The 16088-nt window shown below is 65.9% G+C and carries 20 protein-coding genes; all 20 read left to right on the top strand.

Annotation, left to right across the window (positions count from 1 at the left end; translation table 11 throughout):
- Positions 1-14: 14 nt before the first annotated feature.
- The 20 genes from KF780_10015 to nuoK all read left to right on the top strand — a co-directional run bounded on the left by KF780_10015 (position 15) and on the right by nuoK (position 16088).
- Positions 15-908: a fructose bisphosphate aldolase gene (locus KF780_10015; protein ID MBX3562133.1), complete on the top strand. Its 894-nt coding sequence runs from the start codon at positions 15-17 to the stop codon at positions 906-908.
- A gap of 3 nt (positions 909-911) precedes the next feature.
- Positions 912-1622, top strand: a complete 711-nt coding sequence (thiE, locus tag KF780_10010) for a thiamine phosphate synthase (protein ID MBX3562132.1) — start codon at positions 912-914, stop codon at positions 1620-1622.
- A 36-nt stretch (positions 1623-1658) separates the two neighbouring features.
- Entirely contained in the window at positions 1659-2222 is a 564-nt protein-coding gene (gene efp, locus KF780_10005; GenBank protein ID MBX3562131.1) for an elongation factor P, read from the top strand.
- A gap of 162 nt (positions 2223-2384) precedes the next feature.
- Complete coding sequence (locus KF780_10000) at positions 2385-3203, top strand: inositol monophosphatase (GenBank protein MBX3562130.1); 819 nt, start codon at positions 2385-2387, stop codon at positions 3201-3203.
- 129 nt (positions 3204-3332) lie between these two features.
- Positions 3333-3710 carry an NADH-quinone oxidoreductase subunit A gene (ndhC, locus tag KF780_09995; GenBank protein ID MBX3562129.1) on the top strand — a complete coding sequence of 126 codons (378 nt, stop codon included), beginning with the start codon at positions 3333-3335 and terminating at the stop codon, positions 3708-3710.
- Positions 3701-4261, top strand: coding sequence for an NADH-quinone oxidoreductase subunit B (locus KF780_09990; GenBank protein ID MBX3562128.1), 561 nt, complete (start codon positions 3701-3703; stop codon positions 4259-4261). Before ndhC ends, KF780_09990 begins: the two co-directional genes overlap by 10 nt.
- A 2-nt stretch (positions 4262-4263) precedes the next feature.
- On the top strand, positions 4264-5106 hold the full coding sequence (locus tag KF780_09985; GenBank protein ID MBX3562127.1) for an NADH-quinone oxidoreductase subunit C: 843 nt from the start codon (positions 4264-4266) through the stop codon (positions 5104-5106).
- The gene (locus KF780_09980; protein MBX3562126.1) at positions 5103-6323 is read left to right on the top strand and encodes an NADH-quinone oxidoreductase subunit D; all 1221 of its coding nucleotides are present in this window, start codon (positions 5103-5105) and stop codon (positions 6321-6323) included. The genes KF780_09985 and KF780_09980 overlap by 4 nt, the downstream gene beginning before the upstream one ends.
- A complete protein-coding gene (gene nuoE / locus KF780_09975) occupies positions 6323-6985 on the top strand; it encodes an NADH-quinone oxidoreductase subunit NuoE (protein ID MBX3562125.1) in 663 nt (220 codons plus the stop codon). Before KF780_09980 ends, nuoE begins: the two co-directional genes overlap by 1 nt.
- 107 nt (positions 6986-7092) lie before the next feature.
- Positions 7093-7485: a hypothetical protein gene (locus tag KF780_09970; GenBank protein MBX3562124.1), complete on the top strand. Its 393-nt coding sequence runs from the start codon at positions 7093-7095 to the stop codon at positions 7483-7485.
- On the top strand, positions 7482-7646 hold the full coding sequence (locus KF780_09965) for a hypothetical protein (GenBank protein ID MBX3562123.1): 165 nt from the start codon (positions 7482-7484) through the stop codon (positions 7644-7646). The genes KF780_09970 and KF780_09965 overlap by 4 nt, the downstream gene beginning before the upstream one ends.
- Positions 7636-8928, top strand: coding sequence for an NADH-quinone oxidoreductase subunit NuoF (gene nuoF / locus KF780_09960; GenBank protein ID MBX3562122.1), 1293 nt, complete (start codon positions 7636-7638; stop codon positions 8926-8928). The genes KF780_09965 and nuoF overlap by 11 nt, the downstream gene beginning before the upstream one ends.
- Positions 8925-9590 (top strand): hypothetical protein, encoded by a 666-nt coding sequence (locus tag KF780_09955; protein MBX3562121.1) that lies wholly within the window; start codon positions 8925-8927, stop codon positions 9588-9590. Before nuoF ends, KF780_09955 begins: the two co-directional genes overlap by 4 nt.
- 4 nt (positions 9591-9594) lie before the next feature.
- Positions 9595-10338: a hypothetical protein gene (locus KF780_09950; protein ID MBX3562120.1), complete on the top strand. Its 744-nt coding sequence runs from the start codon at positions 9595-9597 to the stop codon at positions 10336-10338.
- 3 nt (positions 10339-10341) lie between these two features.
- Complete coding sequence (nuoG, locus tag KF780_09945) at positions 10342-12363, top strand: NADH-quinone oxidoreductase subunit NuoG (protein ID MBX3562119.1); 2022 nt, start codon at positions 10342-10344, stop codon at positions 12361-12363.
- 130 nt (positions 12364-12493) lie between these two features.
- The gene (gene nuoH / locus KF780_09940; GenBank protein MBX3562118.1) at positions 12494-13567 is read left to right on the top strand and encodes an NADH-quinone oxidoreductase subunit NuoH; all 1074 of its coding nucleotides are present in this window, start codon (positions 12494-12496) and stop codon (positions 13565-13567) included.
- The gene (locus KF780_09935; protein ID MBX3562117.1) at positions 13561-14382 is read left to right on the top strand and encodes a hypothetical protein; all 822 of its coding nucleotides are present in this window, start codon (positions 13561-13563) and stop codon (positions 14380-14382) included. The genes nuoH and KF780_09935 overlap by 7 nt, the downstream gene beginning before the upstream one ends.
- Positions 14379-14870, top strand: coding sequence for an NADH-quinone oxidoreductase subunit NuoI (gene nuoI / locus KF780_09930; GenBank protein MBX3562116.1), 492 nt, complete (start codon positions 14379-14381; stop codon positions 14868-14870). The genes KF780_09935 and nuoI overlap by 4 nt, the downstream gene beginning before the upstream one ends.
- A 161-nt stretch (positions 14871-15031) precedes the next feature.
- A complete protein-coding gene (locus KF780_09925; GenBank protein ID MBX3562115.1) occupies positions 15032-15643 on the top strand; it encodes an NADH-quinone oxidoreductase subunit J in 612 nt (203 codons plus the stop codon).
- Positions 15644-15782: 139 nt separating this feature from the next.
- The gene (gene nuoK, locus KF780_09920) at positions 15783-16088 is read left to right on the top strand and encodes an NADH-quinone oxidoreductase subunit NuoK (GenBank protein ID MBX3562114.1); all 306 of its coding nucleotides are present in this window, start codon (positions 15783-15785) and stop codon (positions 16086-16088) included.

Below are 16088 nucleotides of genomic sequence, written 5' to 3'. Positions count from 1 at the left end.
TTGAGGATGATGCAATGACCGACCCGAAGATGTTCGCCCAGATCGAAACCGGCGAAGGCTTCATCGCCGCGCTCGACCAGAGCGGCGGCTCCACGCCCAAGGCGCTGAAGGGCTACGGGATCGAAGCCGACGCCTATGCGAATGACGAGGAGATGTTCGGCCTCATCCACAAGATGCGCAGCCGGATCATCACCTCGCCCGCCTTCACCGGCGACAAGGTGCTGGGCGCGATCCTGTTCGAGCGGACGATGGACGGCGAGGTCGGCGGCAAGCCGACGCCGCAGGCGCTGATCGCCAAGGGCGTCATCCCCTTCATCAAGATCGACAAGGGGCTGGAGGACGAAGCGAACGGCGTCCAGCTCATGAAGCCGATGCCGGAATTGAACGCGCTCCTCACCCGCGCCAAGGGGCTCGGCGTGTTCGGCACGAAGGAACGCTCGGTCATCAACCTCGCCAATCGCGCGGGCATCGCCGCATTGGTCGCCCAGCAGTTCGAGGTGGGCAAACAGGTGCTTGCCGCCGGACTGGTTCCGATCATCGAACCGGAGGTCAACATCAAGAGCCCGGATCGCGCCGAGGCGGACGCGATCCTGCTCGACGAGCTGACCAAGGCGCTGGATGCACTGCCCGGCGACGAGAAGGTGATGCTGAAGCTCAGCCTGCCGGTGAAACCGGGCCTGTTCGACAGCCTCGTCGATCATCCCCGTGTGCTGCGCGTCGTCGCCTTGTCGGGCGGCTATGCGCGCCCCGAGGCCTGCGTCGAGCTGGCGAAGAATCGCGGCGTGATCGCCAGCTTCAGCCGCGCCTTGCTCGAGGATCTTCGCCACCAGATGAGCGACGACGAATTCGACGCCGCGCTTGGGGAGGCGATCGACGAGATCTACGAGGCTTCGGTCAACAAGGCCTGAGCGATGACGGAACCGGCGGAAGACGACGATCTCAGCCTCGATCCCGGCTTCGCCGCGCGATTCGAGCGCGATCCGCGCCGCCCGGCCTGCCAGCTCTATCTGGTCTCGCCGCTCGATATGGGCGGCGATTTCCCGGATCGGCTCGCGGCGGCGCTGGACGGCGGCCCGGTCGCGGCTTTCCAGTTCCGGGTGAAGGGCGTCGATCAGCACGAGGCCGCCCGCCTCGCCGAACCGCTCCGGCGCCTGTGCGCCGCGCGCGAGGTCGCCTTCATCGTCAATGACGACATGGCGCTGGCCAAACGGATCGGCGCGGACGGCGTGCATCTCGGGCAGGGGGACGGCGACCCCCGCGACGCCCGCGCTTTGCTCGGCCACAACGCCCAGATCGGCGTCACCGCTCATGACAGCCGTCACCTCGCGATGGAGGCGGGAGAGGCGGGGGCCGATTATGTCGCCTTCGGCGCCTTCTTCCCCAGCACGACCAAGGAAACGCGTCACCGGCCCGATCCATCGATCCTGTCCTGGTGGACGACCCTGTTCGAGATTCCCTGCGTGGCGATCGGCGGGATCACGGCCGAAAATGGCCACGCTCTGGTGGAGGCGGGCGCGGACTTTCTCGCCGTCTCGGGTGCGGTCTGGTCGCACCCGCAAGGGCCGGCGGCCGGTGTCGCGGCGTTTCGCGACATTCTTGCCGGACAGCGCTCCGCCCGCTAAAGCGCCCGCCAATCCTTCTCATCCAGCGAGCAGAGCATGAAGATCAGCGGCGTGGACATCCGTCCCGGCAACATCATCGAATATGAAGGCGGCATCTGGCGCGCCGTGAAGATCCAGCACACCCAGCCCGGCAAGGGCGGCGCCTATATGCAGGTGGAGCTGAAGAATCTGCGCGACGGCCGCAAGAACAATGTCCGCTTCCGCTCGGCCGAGACGGTGGAGCGCGTCCGTCTCGACACCAAGGACTTCCAGTTCCTGTTCGCGGACGGCGAGACGCTGACCTTCATGGACAAGGACAATTATGAGCAGACGACGCTGCCGCGCGACCTGCTCGGCGATGCCGCCGCCTTCCTGCAGGACGGCATGGACGTGATCATGGAGCTCTATGACGAGGAGCCGATCAGCGTGCAGCTGCCCGACACGATCGAAGCGACGATCGTCGAGGCCGACGCGGTGGTGAAGGGCCAGACGGCCTCCTCCAGCTACAAGCCCGCTGTGCTCGACAACGGCGTGCGCGTGATGGTGCCCCCGCATATCGCGAGCGGCACCCGCATCGTCGTCGATGTGTACGAGCAGACCTACGTTCGTAGAGCCGACTGACAGCGTCTAGCCCCTCCCTTTCAAGGGAGGGGAAGGGGGTGGGTGGCGAGCGTAGCGAGCCCACGGCCTCCGAGTTTCGAGCGGCCTGCCCGGCATCGAGCCGGTCATCCCGCGACCCACCCCTATCCCCTCCCTTGAAAGGGAGGGGCTGGAGCTAGTGCCTTGGTATCCCATTCCGGCCTCATCACCGTCATGGAACGCGCCGTGCGCAAGGCGGGCGGGCGCCTGCGCCGCGATTTCGGCGAGGTCGAGCAGCTTCAGGTGAGCCGGAAGGGCCCGGCCGATTTCGTCAGCCTCGCCGACGAGCGGACCGAGCAGGTGCTGGTCGAGGAACTCCGCCGAGCCCGGCCCGATTGGGGCCTGCTGCTGGAGGAAGGCGGCGCGATCGAGGGCAATCCGGCCAAGCCGCGCTGGGTCGTCGATCCGATCGACGGCACCACCAATTTCCTCCACGGCATTCCGCATTTCGCCATGTCGATCGCGGTGCAGGAGCCGAAGCCCGGCGGGCAGGGCTGGGGCGAGATCAGCCATGGCCTGATCTATCAGCCGATCACCGACGAAAGCTATTGGGCGGAGAAGGGGCGGGGTGCCTGGCTGCAGGACCGGCGGCTGCGCGTCTCCTCGCGCCGCGACCTCAGCGAGGCGCTGATCGCCACCGGCGTGCCGTTCATGGGCCATGGCGACGTAGGCCGCTTCCAGAAAATCCTCGACGCCGTCGCGCCCGAGGTCGCCGGCATCCGCCGTTTCGGCTCGGCCGCGCTCGATCTCGCCTGGGTCGCCGCCGGCCGTTACGACGGCTTCTGGGAGGAAGACCTGCAATTCTGGGACATCGCCGCGGGCCTGCTGCTGGTCCGCGAGGCGGGCGGCTTCGTCACCGATTTCCGGGGCGGCGAGGCGGGCGTCGCCAGGGGCCAGATCCTGGCCGGCAACGACCAGATCCACTCGCGCCTCCACAAGCTCGTCGCCGGCGCGCTGCGCTGACCTGAAATGCGCGTGAAAACAGGCTTCTTGCGAGTCATTCTCACCCGTCCCGCCCTTGCGACTCCCGCCGCCCCCTTTTAAGGGGTCCCCAGCAATTTTGCGGCTGCGAGACACCCCTTGCCCGAGACGATTTCCGTCGACCTGATCCAGTATCTGCCAATCCTCCTGTTCCTGGGGATCGCGCTGCTGCTGTCGCTCGCCTTCGTCGTGCTGCCGATGATTGTCGCGAAGCTGACCGGGGCAGCCAAGCCCTATCCGGACAAGCTCGCCGAATATGAATGCGGCTTCCCGGCGTTCGAGGACAGCCGCGCCCAGTTCGACGTGCGCTTCTACCTGCTCGCGATCCTGTTCATCATCTTCGATCTGGAGGCGGCGTTTCTCTTCCCCTGGGCGGTGACGGTGTTCGACATCGGCTGGGGCGCCTGGATCGCGATGATGATCTTCCTCGCCGAGCTGGCTTTGGGCTTCGCCTATGCCTGGAAGAAGGGGGCGCTGGAATGGGAATGATCCTCGACGCGCGCGGGCAACCGATGCAGCCGGCTCCCGCCGACGGCACGCCGCCCGATCCCTATATCTTCAACCAGATTCAGTCGGAGGTCGCCGACAAGGGCTTCCTCGTCACCACGACCGAGGATCTGTTCCAGTGGGCGCGCACCGGCTCGCTCTGGTGGATGACGTTCGGCCTGGCCTGCTGCGCGGTCGAGATGATCCATGTGAACATGCCACGCTATGATCTTGAAAGATTTGGCGCCGCGCCCCGCGCATCTCCGCGCCAGTCGGACGTGATGATCGTCGCCGGCACGCTCTGCAACAAGATGGCCCCGGCGCTACGCCGCGTCTACGACCAGATGAGCGAACCGCGCTACGTCATCTCGATGGGGTCGTGCGCCAATGGCGGCGGCTATTATCATTACAGCTACAGCGTCGTGCGTGGCTGCGACCGGATCGTGCCGGTGGACATCTACGTCCCCGGTTGCCCGCCGACCGCCGAGGCCCTGCTCTACGGCATCATGCAGCTCCAGCGGAAGATCCGCCGCGAAGGCACGATCGAGCGCTGATGATGGCCAGCCCCGCTCCCCTCGTTCCGGCCCGTGATGGGCTAATCGACGCGGTGAAGGCCGCGCTCGGCCCGGCCTTCCTGTCCGCCAGGGACGAGGTGGGCGAAATCTCGATCGATGTGGCGCGCGAGAGCGCCGCCGATGCGCTGACCATCCTGCGCGACCGGTTCGACTATCAGCAGCTCATGGAGATCGCCGGGGTCGACTATCCCGAGCGCGCCGAGCGGTTCGAAATCGTCTATCATTTGCTGTCGGTGACAAAGAACCACCGCCTGCGCGTCCGCGTCTCGACCGACGAGGAACAGCCGGTGCCGACCGTGACCGGCGTCTACCCCGCCGCCGGCTGGCTGGAGCGCGAGATTTTCGACATGTACGGCGTGTTCTTCGCTGGCCATCCGGACCTCCGGCGCATCCTCACCGATTACGGCTTTCGCGGCCATCCGCAGCGCAAGGATTTCCCGCTCACCGGCTATGTCGAGCTGCGTTACTCGGAAGAGGCGAAGCGGGTCGTCTACGAGCCGGTCACGCTCGCCCAGGATTTCCGCAGCTTCGATTTCCTGAGCCCGTGGGAAGGCGCCGAGTATATTCTCCCGGGCGACGAGAAGGGGAAGCTGCCTGAAGCCAAGGGCGCGCCGACGCCGCTCAAGGCCGACGAGATCAAGAAGGCGGACGCGGAGAAAAGCCCGGCCAAGGCGCCACCGCCCACGCCCAAGACGACCGGGAAGGCGAGCCAGACCGGGGCAGGGGAGCCGGCCAACAGCGAAGCGGCGAAGCCGAGCCGCAAACGCAAGGCCGCCGCCGCGAAGAAGCCGCGCGCCCCCCGCAAGCCGAAGGGTGACGCATGACCGATCTTCACACCCTGACGGACGCCGCCCCGGAAGAGGGCGAGACCGCGATCAGCAATTACACGATCAATTTCGGCCCGCAGCACCCGGCCGCGCACGGCGTGCTGCGCCTCGTGCTGGAGCTGGACGGCGAGATCATCGAGCGCGTCGATCCGCATATCGGCCTGCTCCACCGCGGCACCGAGAAGCTGTGCGAATACAAGACCTACATCCAGGCTCTGCCCTATTTCGACCGGCTCGATTATTGCTCGCCGTTGTCGATGGAGCACAGCTATGTGCTGGCGATCGAGAAGCTGCTCGATCTCGAGGTGCCCTTGCGCGCCCAGTATCTGCGCGTCTTCTTCGCCGAGCTGACCCGCATCTCGAACCACATGCTCAATCTCGGCTCGCACGTCATGGACGTGGGTGCGATGACGCCGAACCTGTGGATGTTCGAGATCCGCGAGGATTGCCTCAATTTCTTCGAGCGCGTGTCGGGCGCGCGGATGCACTCCGCCTGGTTCCGCCCCGGCGGCGTCCACCAGGACGCGCCGCTGAAGCTGCTCGCCGACATCGGCGACTGGCTCGACACCCGCCTGCCGCGTTTGTTCGAGGACGCGATCAGCCTGGTCGCCGACAACCGCATCTTCAAGCAGCGCAACGTCGACATCGCCACCGTCTCCAAGGCGGATGCGCTCGCCTGGGGCTTTTCCGGCCCGATGATCCGCGCCGCCGGCATCCCCTGGGACATCCGCAAGTCGCAGCCCTACGAGGTCTATGACCGGATGGACTTCGACGTGCCGGTGGGCACCAAGGGCGATTGCTATGATCGCTTCATGGTCCGGGTCGAGGAGGTGCGCCAGTCCGCGCGGATCATGCGCCAGTGCCTGAATGAAATGCCGGACGGCCCGATCGCGAGCCTCGACCGCAAAGTCGTGCCGCCCAAGCGCGGCGAGATGAAGCAGTCGATGGAAGCGCTCATCCATCACTTCAAGCTCTACACCGAGGGCTTCCACGTCCCCGCCGGCGAGGTCTATGTGGCGACCGAGAGCCCTAAGGGCGAGTTCGGCGTCTATCTGGTCGCCGACGGCACCAACAAGCCCTACCGCGTCAAGATCCGCCCCACCGCCTTCAGCCACCTCCAGGCGATGGATTTCATGTCGCGCGGCCACATGCTCGCCGACGTGACCGCCATCCTGGGCGCGATGGACATCGTTTTCGGGGAGTGCGATCGCTAATGGCCGCTAAACGCCTTCCCGACACGCCGGAAATCCGCGAGCGCTGGTCGTCCTTCGCCTTCACGAAGGAGAACGAGAAGCACGCGCGCGTCGTGATCGATCGCTATCCGTCGGGCCGTCAGCAGAGCGCGATCATTCCGCTGCTCGATCTTGCCCAGCGGCAGGTGGGCGAGGAGACGAAGACGCAGGGCTGGCTGCCGATCCCGGTGATCGAATATGTCGCCGCCTTCCTCGATATGCCGAAGATCCGCGCCTATGAGGTCGCGACCTTCTACACGATGTTCAATCTCGCGCCGGTCGGTCGCCACCATGTCCAGGTCTGCGGCACCACGCCCTGCATGCTGCGTGGCTCCGACGACGTGCTCGCCGCCTGCTACGCCAAGGGCTTGAAGAAGGGCCACACGACCGAAGATGGCCTGTTCACGCTGACCGAGGTCGAATGCCTCGGCGTTTGCGCCAACGCGCCGATGGTCCAGATCAACGACGAGAATTACGAAGACCTGACCTTCGAGAGCATGACCGCGATCCTCGAGACGCTGGCCAATGGCGGCACGCCCAGGCCCGGCCCGCAGATCGATCGCCAGACCAGCGCCCCGGAAGGCGAGCCGACGACCCTGCCGGAAATGGCCAAGGCCAATCACGATTATCGGGGGGAGTGGTGATGCGTTTCCATCCCCACCACCCGTTCGCCCTGAGCCTGTCGAAGGGTTGCCTTTCTTTTTGGAAGAAGGGGAAGGGCGGGGCTTCGACAGGCTCAGCCCGAACGGGTTTGGGAGTTCTTTGCCTGTCTCTCCTCGCCGCCTGCGGCGAGGCCGAGGCGCCGGTGGAGAATGCCGTCCCGATGAACATCGCCTCGAACGCGATCGAGGGCGAGGTGACCCTGGCCGAGCGACTGGCGCGCGAGGCGCTGGGCAATCCCGAGGCGCTGACCTTCGCCGATCCGATCCGTTCGCGCAGCGAAGGCGTGACGATCATCTGCGGCCATTATACGCGCGGTGAGGAGCCGGCGCGCCGCTACATCGTCGTCGACAATCAGGACGTGTTCGTCGAGGCGAACATGAGCCAAGCGGACATGGACGCCTCCTTCGCCGAATTCTGCACGCAGGGCGCGCAGCGCCCCGCCCAGCCGGCCGCGCCGGCGCCTCAGGAGAACGCGCAATGAAGGGCCTGCTCGGCATCATCGTGGCGCTTATCGCGGTGCTGATCGTGCTGGCGCTGCTCAAGGTGGCGCTCAAGCTGATCGTGATCGGCCTCGTCGTGGTCGGCGCGCTGGCGCTCTACGGCATGGTCCGCGACAAAATCGGAGGCGGCGGTGCTCGCTGACAAGGATCGCATCTTCACCAACGTCTACGGCTTCCAGCCCTGGGGGCTGAAGGCGGCCGAAAAGCGCGGCGATTGGGACAAGACCAAGGCGCTGATGGCGCGCGGCCAGGACGCCATCATCGAGGAGATCAAGGCCTCGGGCCTGCGCGGTCGCGGCGGCGCCGGCTTCCCGACCGGCATGAAGTGGAGCTTCATGCCCAAGGAGCCGACTCCGGGTCGCCCCAATTTCCTCGTCGTCAACGCCGACGAATCCGAGCCGGGCTCGTGCAAGGACCGCGAGATCATCCGCCACGATCCGCACAAGCTGATCGAAGGCGCGCTGATCGCCGGCTTCGCGATGCGCGCGCGGGCCGGCTATATCTACATCCGCGGCGAGTTCATCCAGGAGGCGCGCGTCCTCCAGGCGGCGGTGGACGAGGCCTATGCCGCCGGCCTGCTCGGCAGGAACGCCGCCAAGTCCGGTTATGATTTCGACCTGTTCGTCCATCGCGGCGCCGGCGCCTATATCTGCGGCGAAGAGACGGCGATGCTGGAAAGCCTGGAGGGCAAGAAGGGCCAGCCACGCCTGAAGCCGCCTTTCCCGGCCGGCGCGGGCCTCTATGGCTGTCCGACCACGGTCAACAATGTCGAGAGCATCGCGGTCGTCCCGACCATCCTGCGGCGCGGCGCCGACTGGTTCAAAAGCTTCGGGCGCGAGAACAATGCCGGCACCAAGCTCTTCCAGATTTCCGGCCATGTGAACAAGCCGTGCGTGGTCGAGGAGGCGATGAGCATCCCGTTCCGCGAGCTGATCGACCGCCATGCCGGCGGTATCCGGGGCGGCTGGGACAACCTGCTCGCCGTCATCCCCGGCGGCTCCTCGGTCCCGCTCGTCCCGGCCGCGCAGATCATGGACGCGCCGATGGACTTCGACGGCCTGCGCGATCTCCAGTCCGGCCTCGGCACCGCCGCGATCATCGTCATGGACAAGTCCACCGACGTGGTGCGGGCGATCAGCCGCATCTCCTATTTCTACAAGCACGAATCCTGCGGCCAGTGCACCCCTTGCCGCGAGGGCACGGGCTGGATGTGGCGCGTGATGGAGCGCCTCGTCACCGGCGATGCCGCGATCCACGAGATCGACGAATTGTGGGACGTGACCAAACAGGTCGAGGGCCACACGATCTGCGCCTTGGGCGACGCCGCCGCCTGGCCGATCCAGGGCCTGATCCGCCATTTCCGCCCCGAGCTGGAACGCCGGATCGCGGCGCGCGACGCGCAGACGCTGGAGGCGGCGGAATGATCTCGCTGTTTGCGGCTCTTGCCCTGCTGCATGGGGCACAGGAATCTGTTCCGGGCAGCCTGATTCCGAATCCGGGCGTTCCTGCGCGGCCGGCGGAAGGCCGCACCGATACCCTGGAAGCGCGCCGCGTGATGTCTGATTTCGGGCTTTGCACCGTGCGGCGCAATCGCCGCGGCGTGGAACGTTTTCTGCGGATCGACGCCGCTTCGCCGGGTTTCGGCCAGGAAGGCGCCCGTCTCGCCAGCGCCGACTGCCTGCATGGCGGCACTCTCCGGTTCCAGCCCGCCATCTTTCGGGGTGCCTTATATGGCGCCCTCTATCGGGTCGATTTCAGATCCCGTGCGCCGGTGGACATACGCGATGCGCCCGCGATCGACTATGGCGAAACGGATCTGGCCTCGGCGAGCGAGCGCCGGCGGAGCTGGGTGGCATGGCAGATGTTCGCCGATTGCGTGGTGCGGGCCAATGAAGTCGGGGCGCGCAATCTGGTGCTGAGCGACATAGGCTCCGCCGGGGAAAACGCGGCATTTGCCGCACTGCATCCGATGTTCGAAGCTTGTTTGACGGAAGGCGTGGTCGCGACATTCAATCATTCGATTCTTCGTGGCCTTGTGTCGGAAGGCCTCTATCGCCTTTCGCTGGCCGCAAGCGTGGGGAGGTAGTTTCATGTTCGGCATGAGCATCGCCCGCGCCAGGATCGGCAGTCCGCAAGTGTCGGGTTCGAAGTCTGCGGAAAGTGGCGGAACAAGGTTTGCTTTCCTCGCGTCTCTGGTCGCGGTGGCCGGCTTTGCCGCTCCGGCCCTGGCCGCACAAGGCGGCGAGACGCGCCCGCCGCCAAGCTCTTCCGCGCAAGACATTCGCTCCGTCCACAATTATGCCCGCTGCATCGCGCGGGAGCGCACTCAGCGCACGCGCGACGTGCTCGCCATGGACTTTCGCGACGGGGACTATCAGCGGGCGCTGCGCCGGCTCTACGATCCGGAACCGCGTTGTCAGGAGCAGTTGGGCGAGCAGGAGCGCAACCGCGGGATACGGGCCAGCTTCAACCAGCGCCTGTTCGCCGGCCGCATGGCCGAGGCGCTGCTGGTGTCCGATCTGGACGGAAGCGATCTTGCGGGCCGCGTCGCGCTCGATCCTTCGCGCCCGTCGATCGAAGCGCGCAACGATGAGGAACTGATGAGCCTGTGCACGGTCCGCGCGGCACCGGCGGAAACCGCCGCGATCTTCGCGACCGCGCCGGCCAGCGCCGAGGAGGCCGCCGCCGTCCGTGCGATCACGCCGCACATCGCGGGATGTCTTCCGGCGGGTTCCACCGGCGAGTTCAACCGGCCGGCGATCCGTTCGATGCTCGCGCTCGCCGCCTATCGGCTCGTCCAGCACAATGCGGCGCCCGCCGCTGCGGGGAACTGATCCATGCCCAAGGTGAAGGTCGACGGCGTCGAGATCGAGGTTCCGCAGGGGGCGACCGTGCTCCAGGCGTGCGAGCTTGCCGGCAAGGAAATCCCGCGCTTCTGCTATCATGAGCGCCTCGCCATCGCCGGCAATTGCCGCATGTGCCTCGTCGAGGTGAAGCCCGGGCCGCCCAAGCCGCAGGCGTCGTGCGCGCTGCCCGCCGCCGAGGGGCAGGAAATCTCCACCATGACGCCGATGGTGAAGAAGGCGCGCGAAGGGGTGATGGAGTTCCTGCTCATCAACCACCCGCTCGATTGCCCGATCTGCGATCAGGGCGGCGAGTGCGACCTGCAGGACCAGTCGATCGCCTATGGCCGGGGCCACAGCCGCTTCGAGGAGAACAAGCGGGCGGTCACCGAGAAATATATGGGCCCCGTGGTCAAGACGATCATGACCCGCTGCATCCATTGCACCCGCTGCGTGCGCTTCATGGAGCAGGTGGCGGGCGTCGAGGATATCGGCGCGATCGGCCGCGGCGAGGATATGGAGATCACCTCCTATCTGGAGCACGCGCTGTCGAGCGAGCTCAGCGGCAATGTCGTCGATCTCTGCCCGGTCGGCGCGCTGACTTCCAAGCCCTATACGTTCGAGGCGCGCCCCTGGGAGCTGCGCAAGGTGCCGGCGATCGACGTCACCGACGCGGTCGGCACCAATATCCGGCTCGACGCGCGCGGCCGCGAGGTGATGCGCGCCCTCCCGCGCCTCAACGAGGACGTGAACGAGGAGTGGGCGAGCGACAAGACCCGCCATGTCGTCGACGGCCTCACCCGCAACCGTCTCGACCGGCCCTGGCTGCGCGAGGGCGGCAAGCTGCGTCAGGCGACGTGGGAAGAAGCCTTCGCGAAGATCGCCGAAGTCGCGGCCAGGGCCAAGGGGAGCGTCGCCGCCGTCGCCGGCGACCTGGTCGATGTCGAGACCATGTATGCCGCGAAGCTGCTGGTGAACGCGCTCGGTTCCGATCTGGTCGAAGGCCGCCAGACGGGTCTCGCCTATGACGCGTCGAACCTTGCCGCGGTCAATTTCAACACGACCATCGCCGGCATCGAGACGGCGGACGCCATCCTGCTGGTCGGCACCAATCCGCGCTGGGAAGCCAGCCTCGTCAACACCCGCATCCGCAAGGCGGTGAGGGGAGGGGCCAGGGTCTTCGCCATCGGCCCGGAGGTCGATCTCACTTATCCCGTCGAATGGCTCGGCAACGATCTGTCGCTGCTCCACAAGCTGCCCAAGGCGGCGGCGGATGCGTTCGAGGACGCGCAGCGCCCGGCGGTCATCATCGGCGGCGCGGCGCTCAAGACGCCGGCGATGCAGGCGGCGGGCCTCGCGCTGGCCAAGACGCTCAACCTGGTCCGCGACGGCTGGAACGGCTTCAACGTCCTCCACATCGCCGCCGCGCGCACCGGCGGGCTGATGCTCGGCTATGCGATGGACGGCGGCATGGCCGCGCTCGCGGAGAAGGCGCCGAAGCTGCTCTTCCTGCTCGGCGCGGACGAGGCGGACCTCACTCCGTTGAAGAAGAGCTTCAAGGTCTATCTCGGCCATCATGGCGATCGCGGCGCCCATGCGGCGGACGTGATCCTGCCCGGCGCCGCCTATAGCGAGAAGCACGGCATCCACGTGAACCTGGAAGGCCGCGTCCAGTACAGCGAGAAGGCGGTCGATCCCCCCGGCGACGCCCGCGAGGATTGGTCGATCCTGCGCGCCTTGTCCGAGGCGCTGGGCAAGACCCTGCCGTTCGACAGCTTCGGCGAATTGCGCCGGCGCCTCTTCGCCGATCATCCCGCCTTCGCGACGCCGGGGCTGGTGACGTTCGACTGGGCGCCGCCGAAGCTCGACGCGCCGAAGATCGAGAAGGGGACGCAGGTCGCCTATCCGGTCAAGGATTTCTACCTGACCAACCCGATCGCCCGCTCCTCGCCGACACTGCAGCGCTGCTCGGCCGAGATCCTGCATGGGCAGGACTTCGCGGAGGCCGCGGAATGAAGCGCCACGCTTGCAACCCCGCACCGTTCGCCCTGAGCCTGTCGAAGGGTTTCCCTTCTTCCTGCGCGGAAGAAATGAAGGGCAGGGCTTCGACAAGCTCAGCCCGAACGGTTTGTGAGGGGGGCATCCAATGACCGCCTTCTTCGAATATCTCGGCCTACCCTATGAATGGGCGTGGTTCGTCGCCACCATTGCGGGCATCCTGCTGATCGCGCTGCCGCTGATGCTGGCCGTCGCGATGATCATCTATGCGGACCGCAAGATCTGGGCAGCGATGGCGCTCCGGCGCGGCCCCAACGTGGTCGGCCCCTTCGGCCTGCTCCAGAGCTTCGCCGACGGCCTCAAGGTGTTTCTCAAGGAGACGATCGTCCCCTCCGGCGCGGCCCGGGGCCTGTTCCTCCTGGCGCCGATCATCACCTTCGCGGTTGCGCTGATCGCCTGGGCGGTGATCCCGTTCGGGCCGGGCGCGGTGCTGGCGGACATCAATGTCGGCCTGCTCTACCTGCTCGCCGTCTCGTCGCTGGGCGTTTACGGGATCATCATCGCCGGCTGGGCGTCCAACTCGAAATACCCGTTCTACAGCGCCTTGCGGGCCGCCGCTCAGATGGTGTCTTATGAGGTGTCGATCGGCTTCGTGCTGATCCCGGTGGTGCTGTGGGCCGGCACGTTCAGCCTGGGCGGCATCATCGCGGCGCAGCAGGGCCATGTCTTCGGCCTGCTCAACGGCTTCGGCTTCAATCCGCTGCTCTTCCCGCTCGCGGTGATCTTCCTCATTTCCGCCATGGCCGAAACGGCGCGCGCGCCGTTCGATCTGACCGAGGCGGAGAGCGAGCTCGTCGCCGGCTACCAGACCGAATACAGCTCGATGAGCTTCGCGCTCTTCTGGCTCGGCGAATATGGCAACGTCCTGCTGATGTGCGGCATCACGGCTTTGCTCTTCTGGGGCGGCTGGCTCCCGCCGCTGGACATCCCGATCCTCTACGATTTCCTGTTCAACGCCACGCTAACGGGCATGTTCTGGTTCTTCTCGAAGATCCTGTTCTTCTTCTTCGTCTTCTCCTGGGTGAAGGCCACCGTGCCGCGCTTCCGCTACGATCAGCTCATGCGCTTGGGGTGGAAGATCTTCCTGCCCATCTCGCTCATCTGGGTGTTCCTCGTGTCCGGATATCTGATGCTCCAGAAGCAGGGGATGCTGCCGTGGTGAGCATCGTTGCCATTGCCGCGCTCGGTTTCGCGCAGACGGCTGTCCCTGACGATGGAGCGCGCATGCTCCAGTGTGCACTTGTGACTCCATCAGGCGACAATATCAGCTTCACAATTCCCGCTTGGAATGAGGAAGACACCGAAATCTCCCTTGTCCCCGGACAGGGATCGATTTGGCCGAACAGAACGCTTCCTGGTGCTCGCAACGTCATGCGGGGAACACCGCGCGCGGATCGGCTGTTCGCGTTCGGATCGGGCAATGGCGTGGCACTCGAAATCGGCGAGCCCGGTGGTGAGGCTTCGTCTGCGCGTGCGGCGACGCTGTTTCGGCGCGACCGGCAAAGGGCTGGCTTGCCTCTGGCCTATGGCTATTGCGGGGAACCAGCGGAGCACATCTCGCTCATCCACAGCCCGGTCGACACCTCCACCGATCCGCGTGAGATCGGAACCGACATTCCGGCGCTCACGCCTGCGAACTGGAGCGACAATGATTGCGGACTTCTCATCAGCGACGGCAGGCGCGCTCGGTTGTCTTTCCAGATAGTCGGACGCGATCAGGTACGTCTTGAGAGTCCCGAACTTTGGTCCGGCCGTCCGGTAACGATTCCGATTCAGTGGAGGGACGCATCGAACATGCGGGTCGGTACCTTTGGGAGGCGAGATGGCCCGCAAGGGATCGAGGTGCTGTTCGTTGAGCAGTCGCAGGCAACGCGGCTGATCCGGCTGCGGCAGTTTGGCGATGCATCTTATCCCAACCTTACCGGCTATGGCATTTGCGGCTTTAGCCAGATCGTACGGAGGCCATCGTCCCGATGACATCCTTAGTCGCACACTGGATCAAAACCTTCACGCTCTGGGAGTTCGTGAAGGCGCATGCCCTGACCTTGCGCTATTTCTTCAAGCCCAAGGCGACGATCAACTATCCCTATGAGAAGAACCCGATCTCGCCCCGCTTCCGCGGCGAGCATGCGCTGCGCCGTTACGCCAATGGTGAGGAACGCTGCATCGCGTGCAAATTGTGCGAGGCGGTCTGCCCGGCGCTCGCCATCACGATCGAGGCCGAGCCGCGCGAGGACGGGTCGCGGCGCACAACGCGCTACGACATCGACATGACGAAGTGTATCTATTGCGGGCTGTGCCAGGAGGCCTGCCCGGTCGATGCGATCGTCGAAGGCCCGAACATGGACTTCGCCACCGAGACCCGCGAGGAGCTGATCTACGACAAGGCGAAGCTGCTCGAGAACGGCGACAAGTGGGAGCGCGCCCTCGCCGCGAACCTTGCCGCCGACGCGCCGTATCGGTAAGCGCCCATCGTGATTCTCCACCCTTTCCATCCGGCCATCCCGAGCGAAGTCGAGGGACCAGTTCGAGCGCAGCCGAGAACCTGTGCGAGAAGCCTCGACTTCGCTCGGTATAGTCCCTCGACTTCGCTCGGGATGAGCGGCCTTGGGGAGGGGCCGCGCGCATGATCCAGGCCGCCGTCTTCTACCTGTTCGCGACGCTCGTGATCCTCTCCGGGGTCATGACCATCGCCTCGCGCAATCCGGTCCATTCGGTGCTGTGGCTGATCCTCGCCTTCTTCAACGCGGCGGGGCTGTTCGTGCTGATCGGGGCCGAGTTCCTCGCCTTCCTGCTGATCATCGTCTACGTCGGCGCCGTCGCCGTCCTCTTCCTGTTCGTCGTCATGATGCTGAACGTGGACCAGGCGGAAATCCGCTCCGGCGTTTCGCGCTACTGGTTCCCGCTGCTGCTGCTCGCCGGATTGCTGCTGGTCGAGATGTTCGCCGCCCAGCTCGCCTGGAGCGCCGGCGGCATCGATCTCGCCGCCCGCGCCGCGCCGACCCCGGCCGACACGCCGAATATCGCGGCGCTGGGGCAGGTGCTCTACACCCGCTATCTCTTCGTGTTCGAGGCGGCGGGCATCATCCTGCTCGTCGCCATGGTGGGCGCGATCGTGCTGACCCGCCGCGCGCGCAAGGGCGTCCGCCCGCAGAACGTGTCGCAGCAGGTCCGCCGTCGCCCGCAGGACGCGGTCGTCAACACGCAGCCGCCCGTGGGGCAGGGGGTGGAGCTGTGAGCATGACACCCGCTCCGTTCGCCTTCCAAACCGTCACCCCGGACTTGATCCGGGGTCCATCTTCTTTCGTTCGGCTGTCGTCGAAGGACAGGTGGATGCCGGATCAAGTCCGGCATGACGAGATCAGCGGAGGCCACGCATGATCGGGCTGGGCCATTACCTGACCGTCGGCGCGATCCTGTTCGTGCTGGGCGTGCTCGGCATCTTCATCAACCGCAAGAACGTCATCGTCATCCTGATGGCGATCGAGCTGATCCTGCTCGCGGTGAACATCAACCTGGTCGCCTTCTCCGCCTATCTGGGCGACATGGTGGGGCAGGTGTTCGCGATGTTCGTGCTCACCGTCGCGGCGGCGGAGGCGGCGATCGGCCTCGCCATCCTCGTCATCTATTTCCGCAACCGCGGCACGATCGCGGTCGGCGATATCAGCCGGATGAAGGGGTAA

It is taken from the genome of Sphingomonas sp. (assembly GCA_019635535.1).
Classification (GTDB): Bacteria; Pseudomonadota; Alphaproteobacteria; order Sphingomonadales; family Sphingomonadaceae; genus Allosphingosinicella.
The sequence above is the reverse complement of the archived record's forward strand: the minus strand, read 5'-3'. Positions and strand labels throughout refer to the sequence as shown.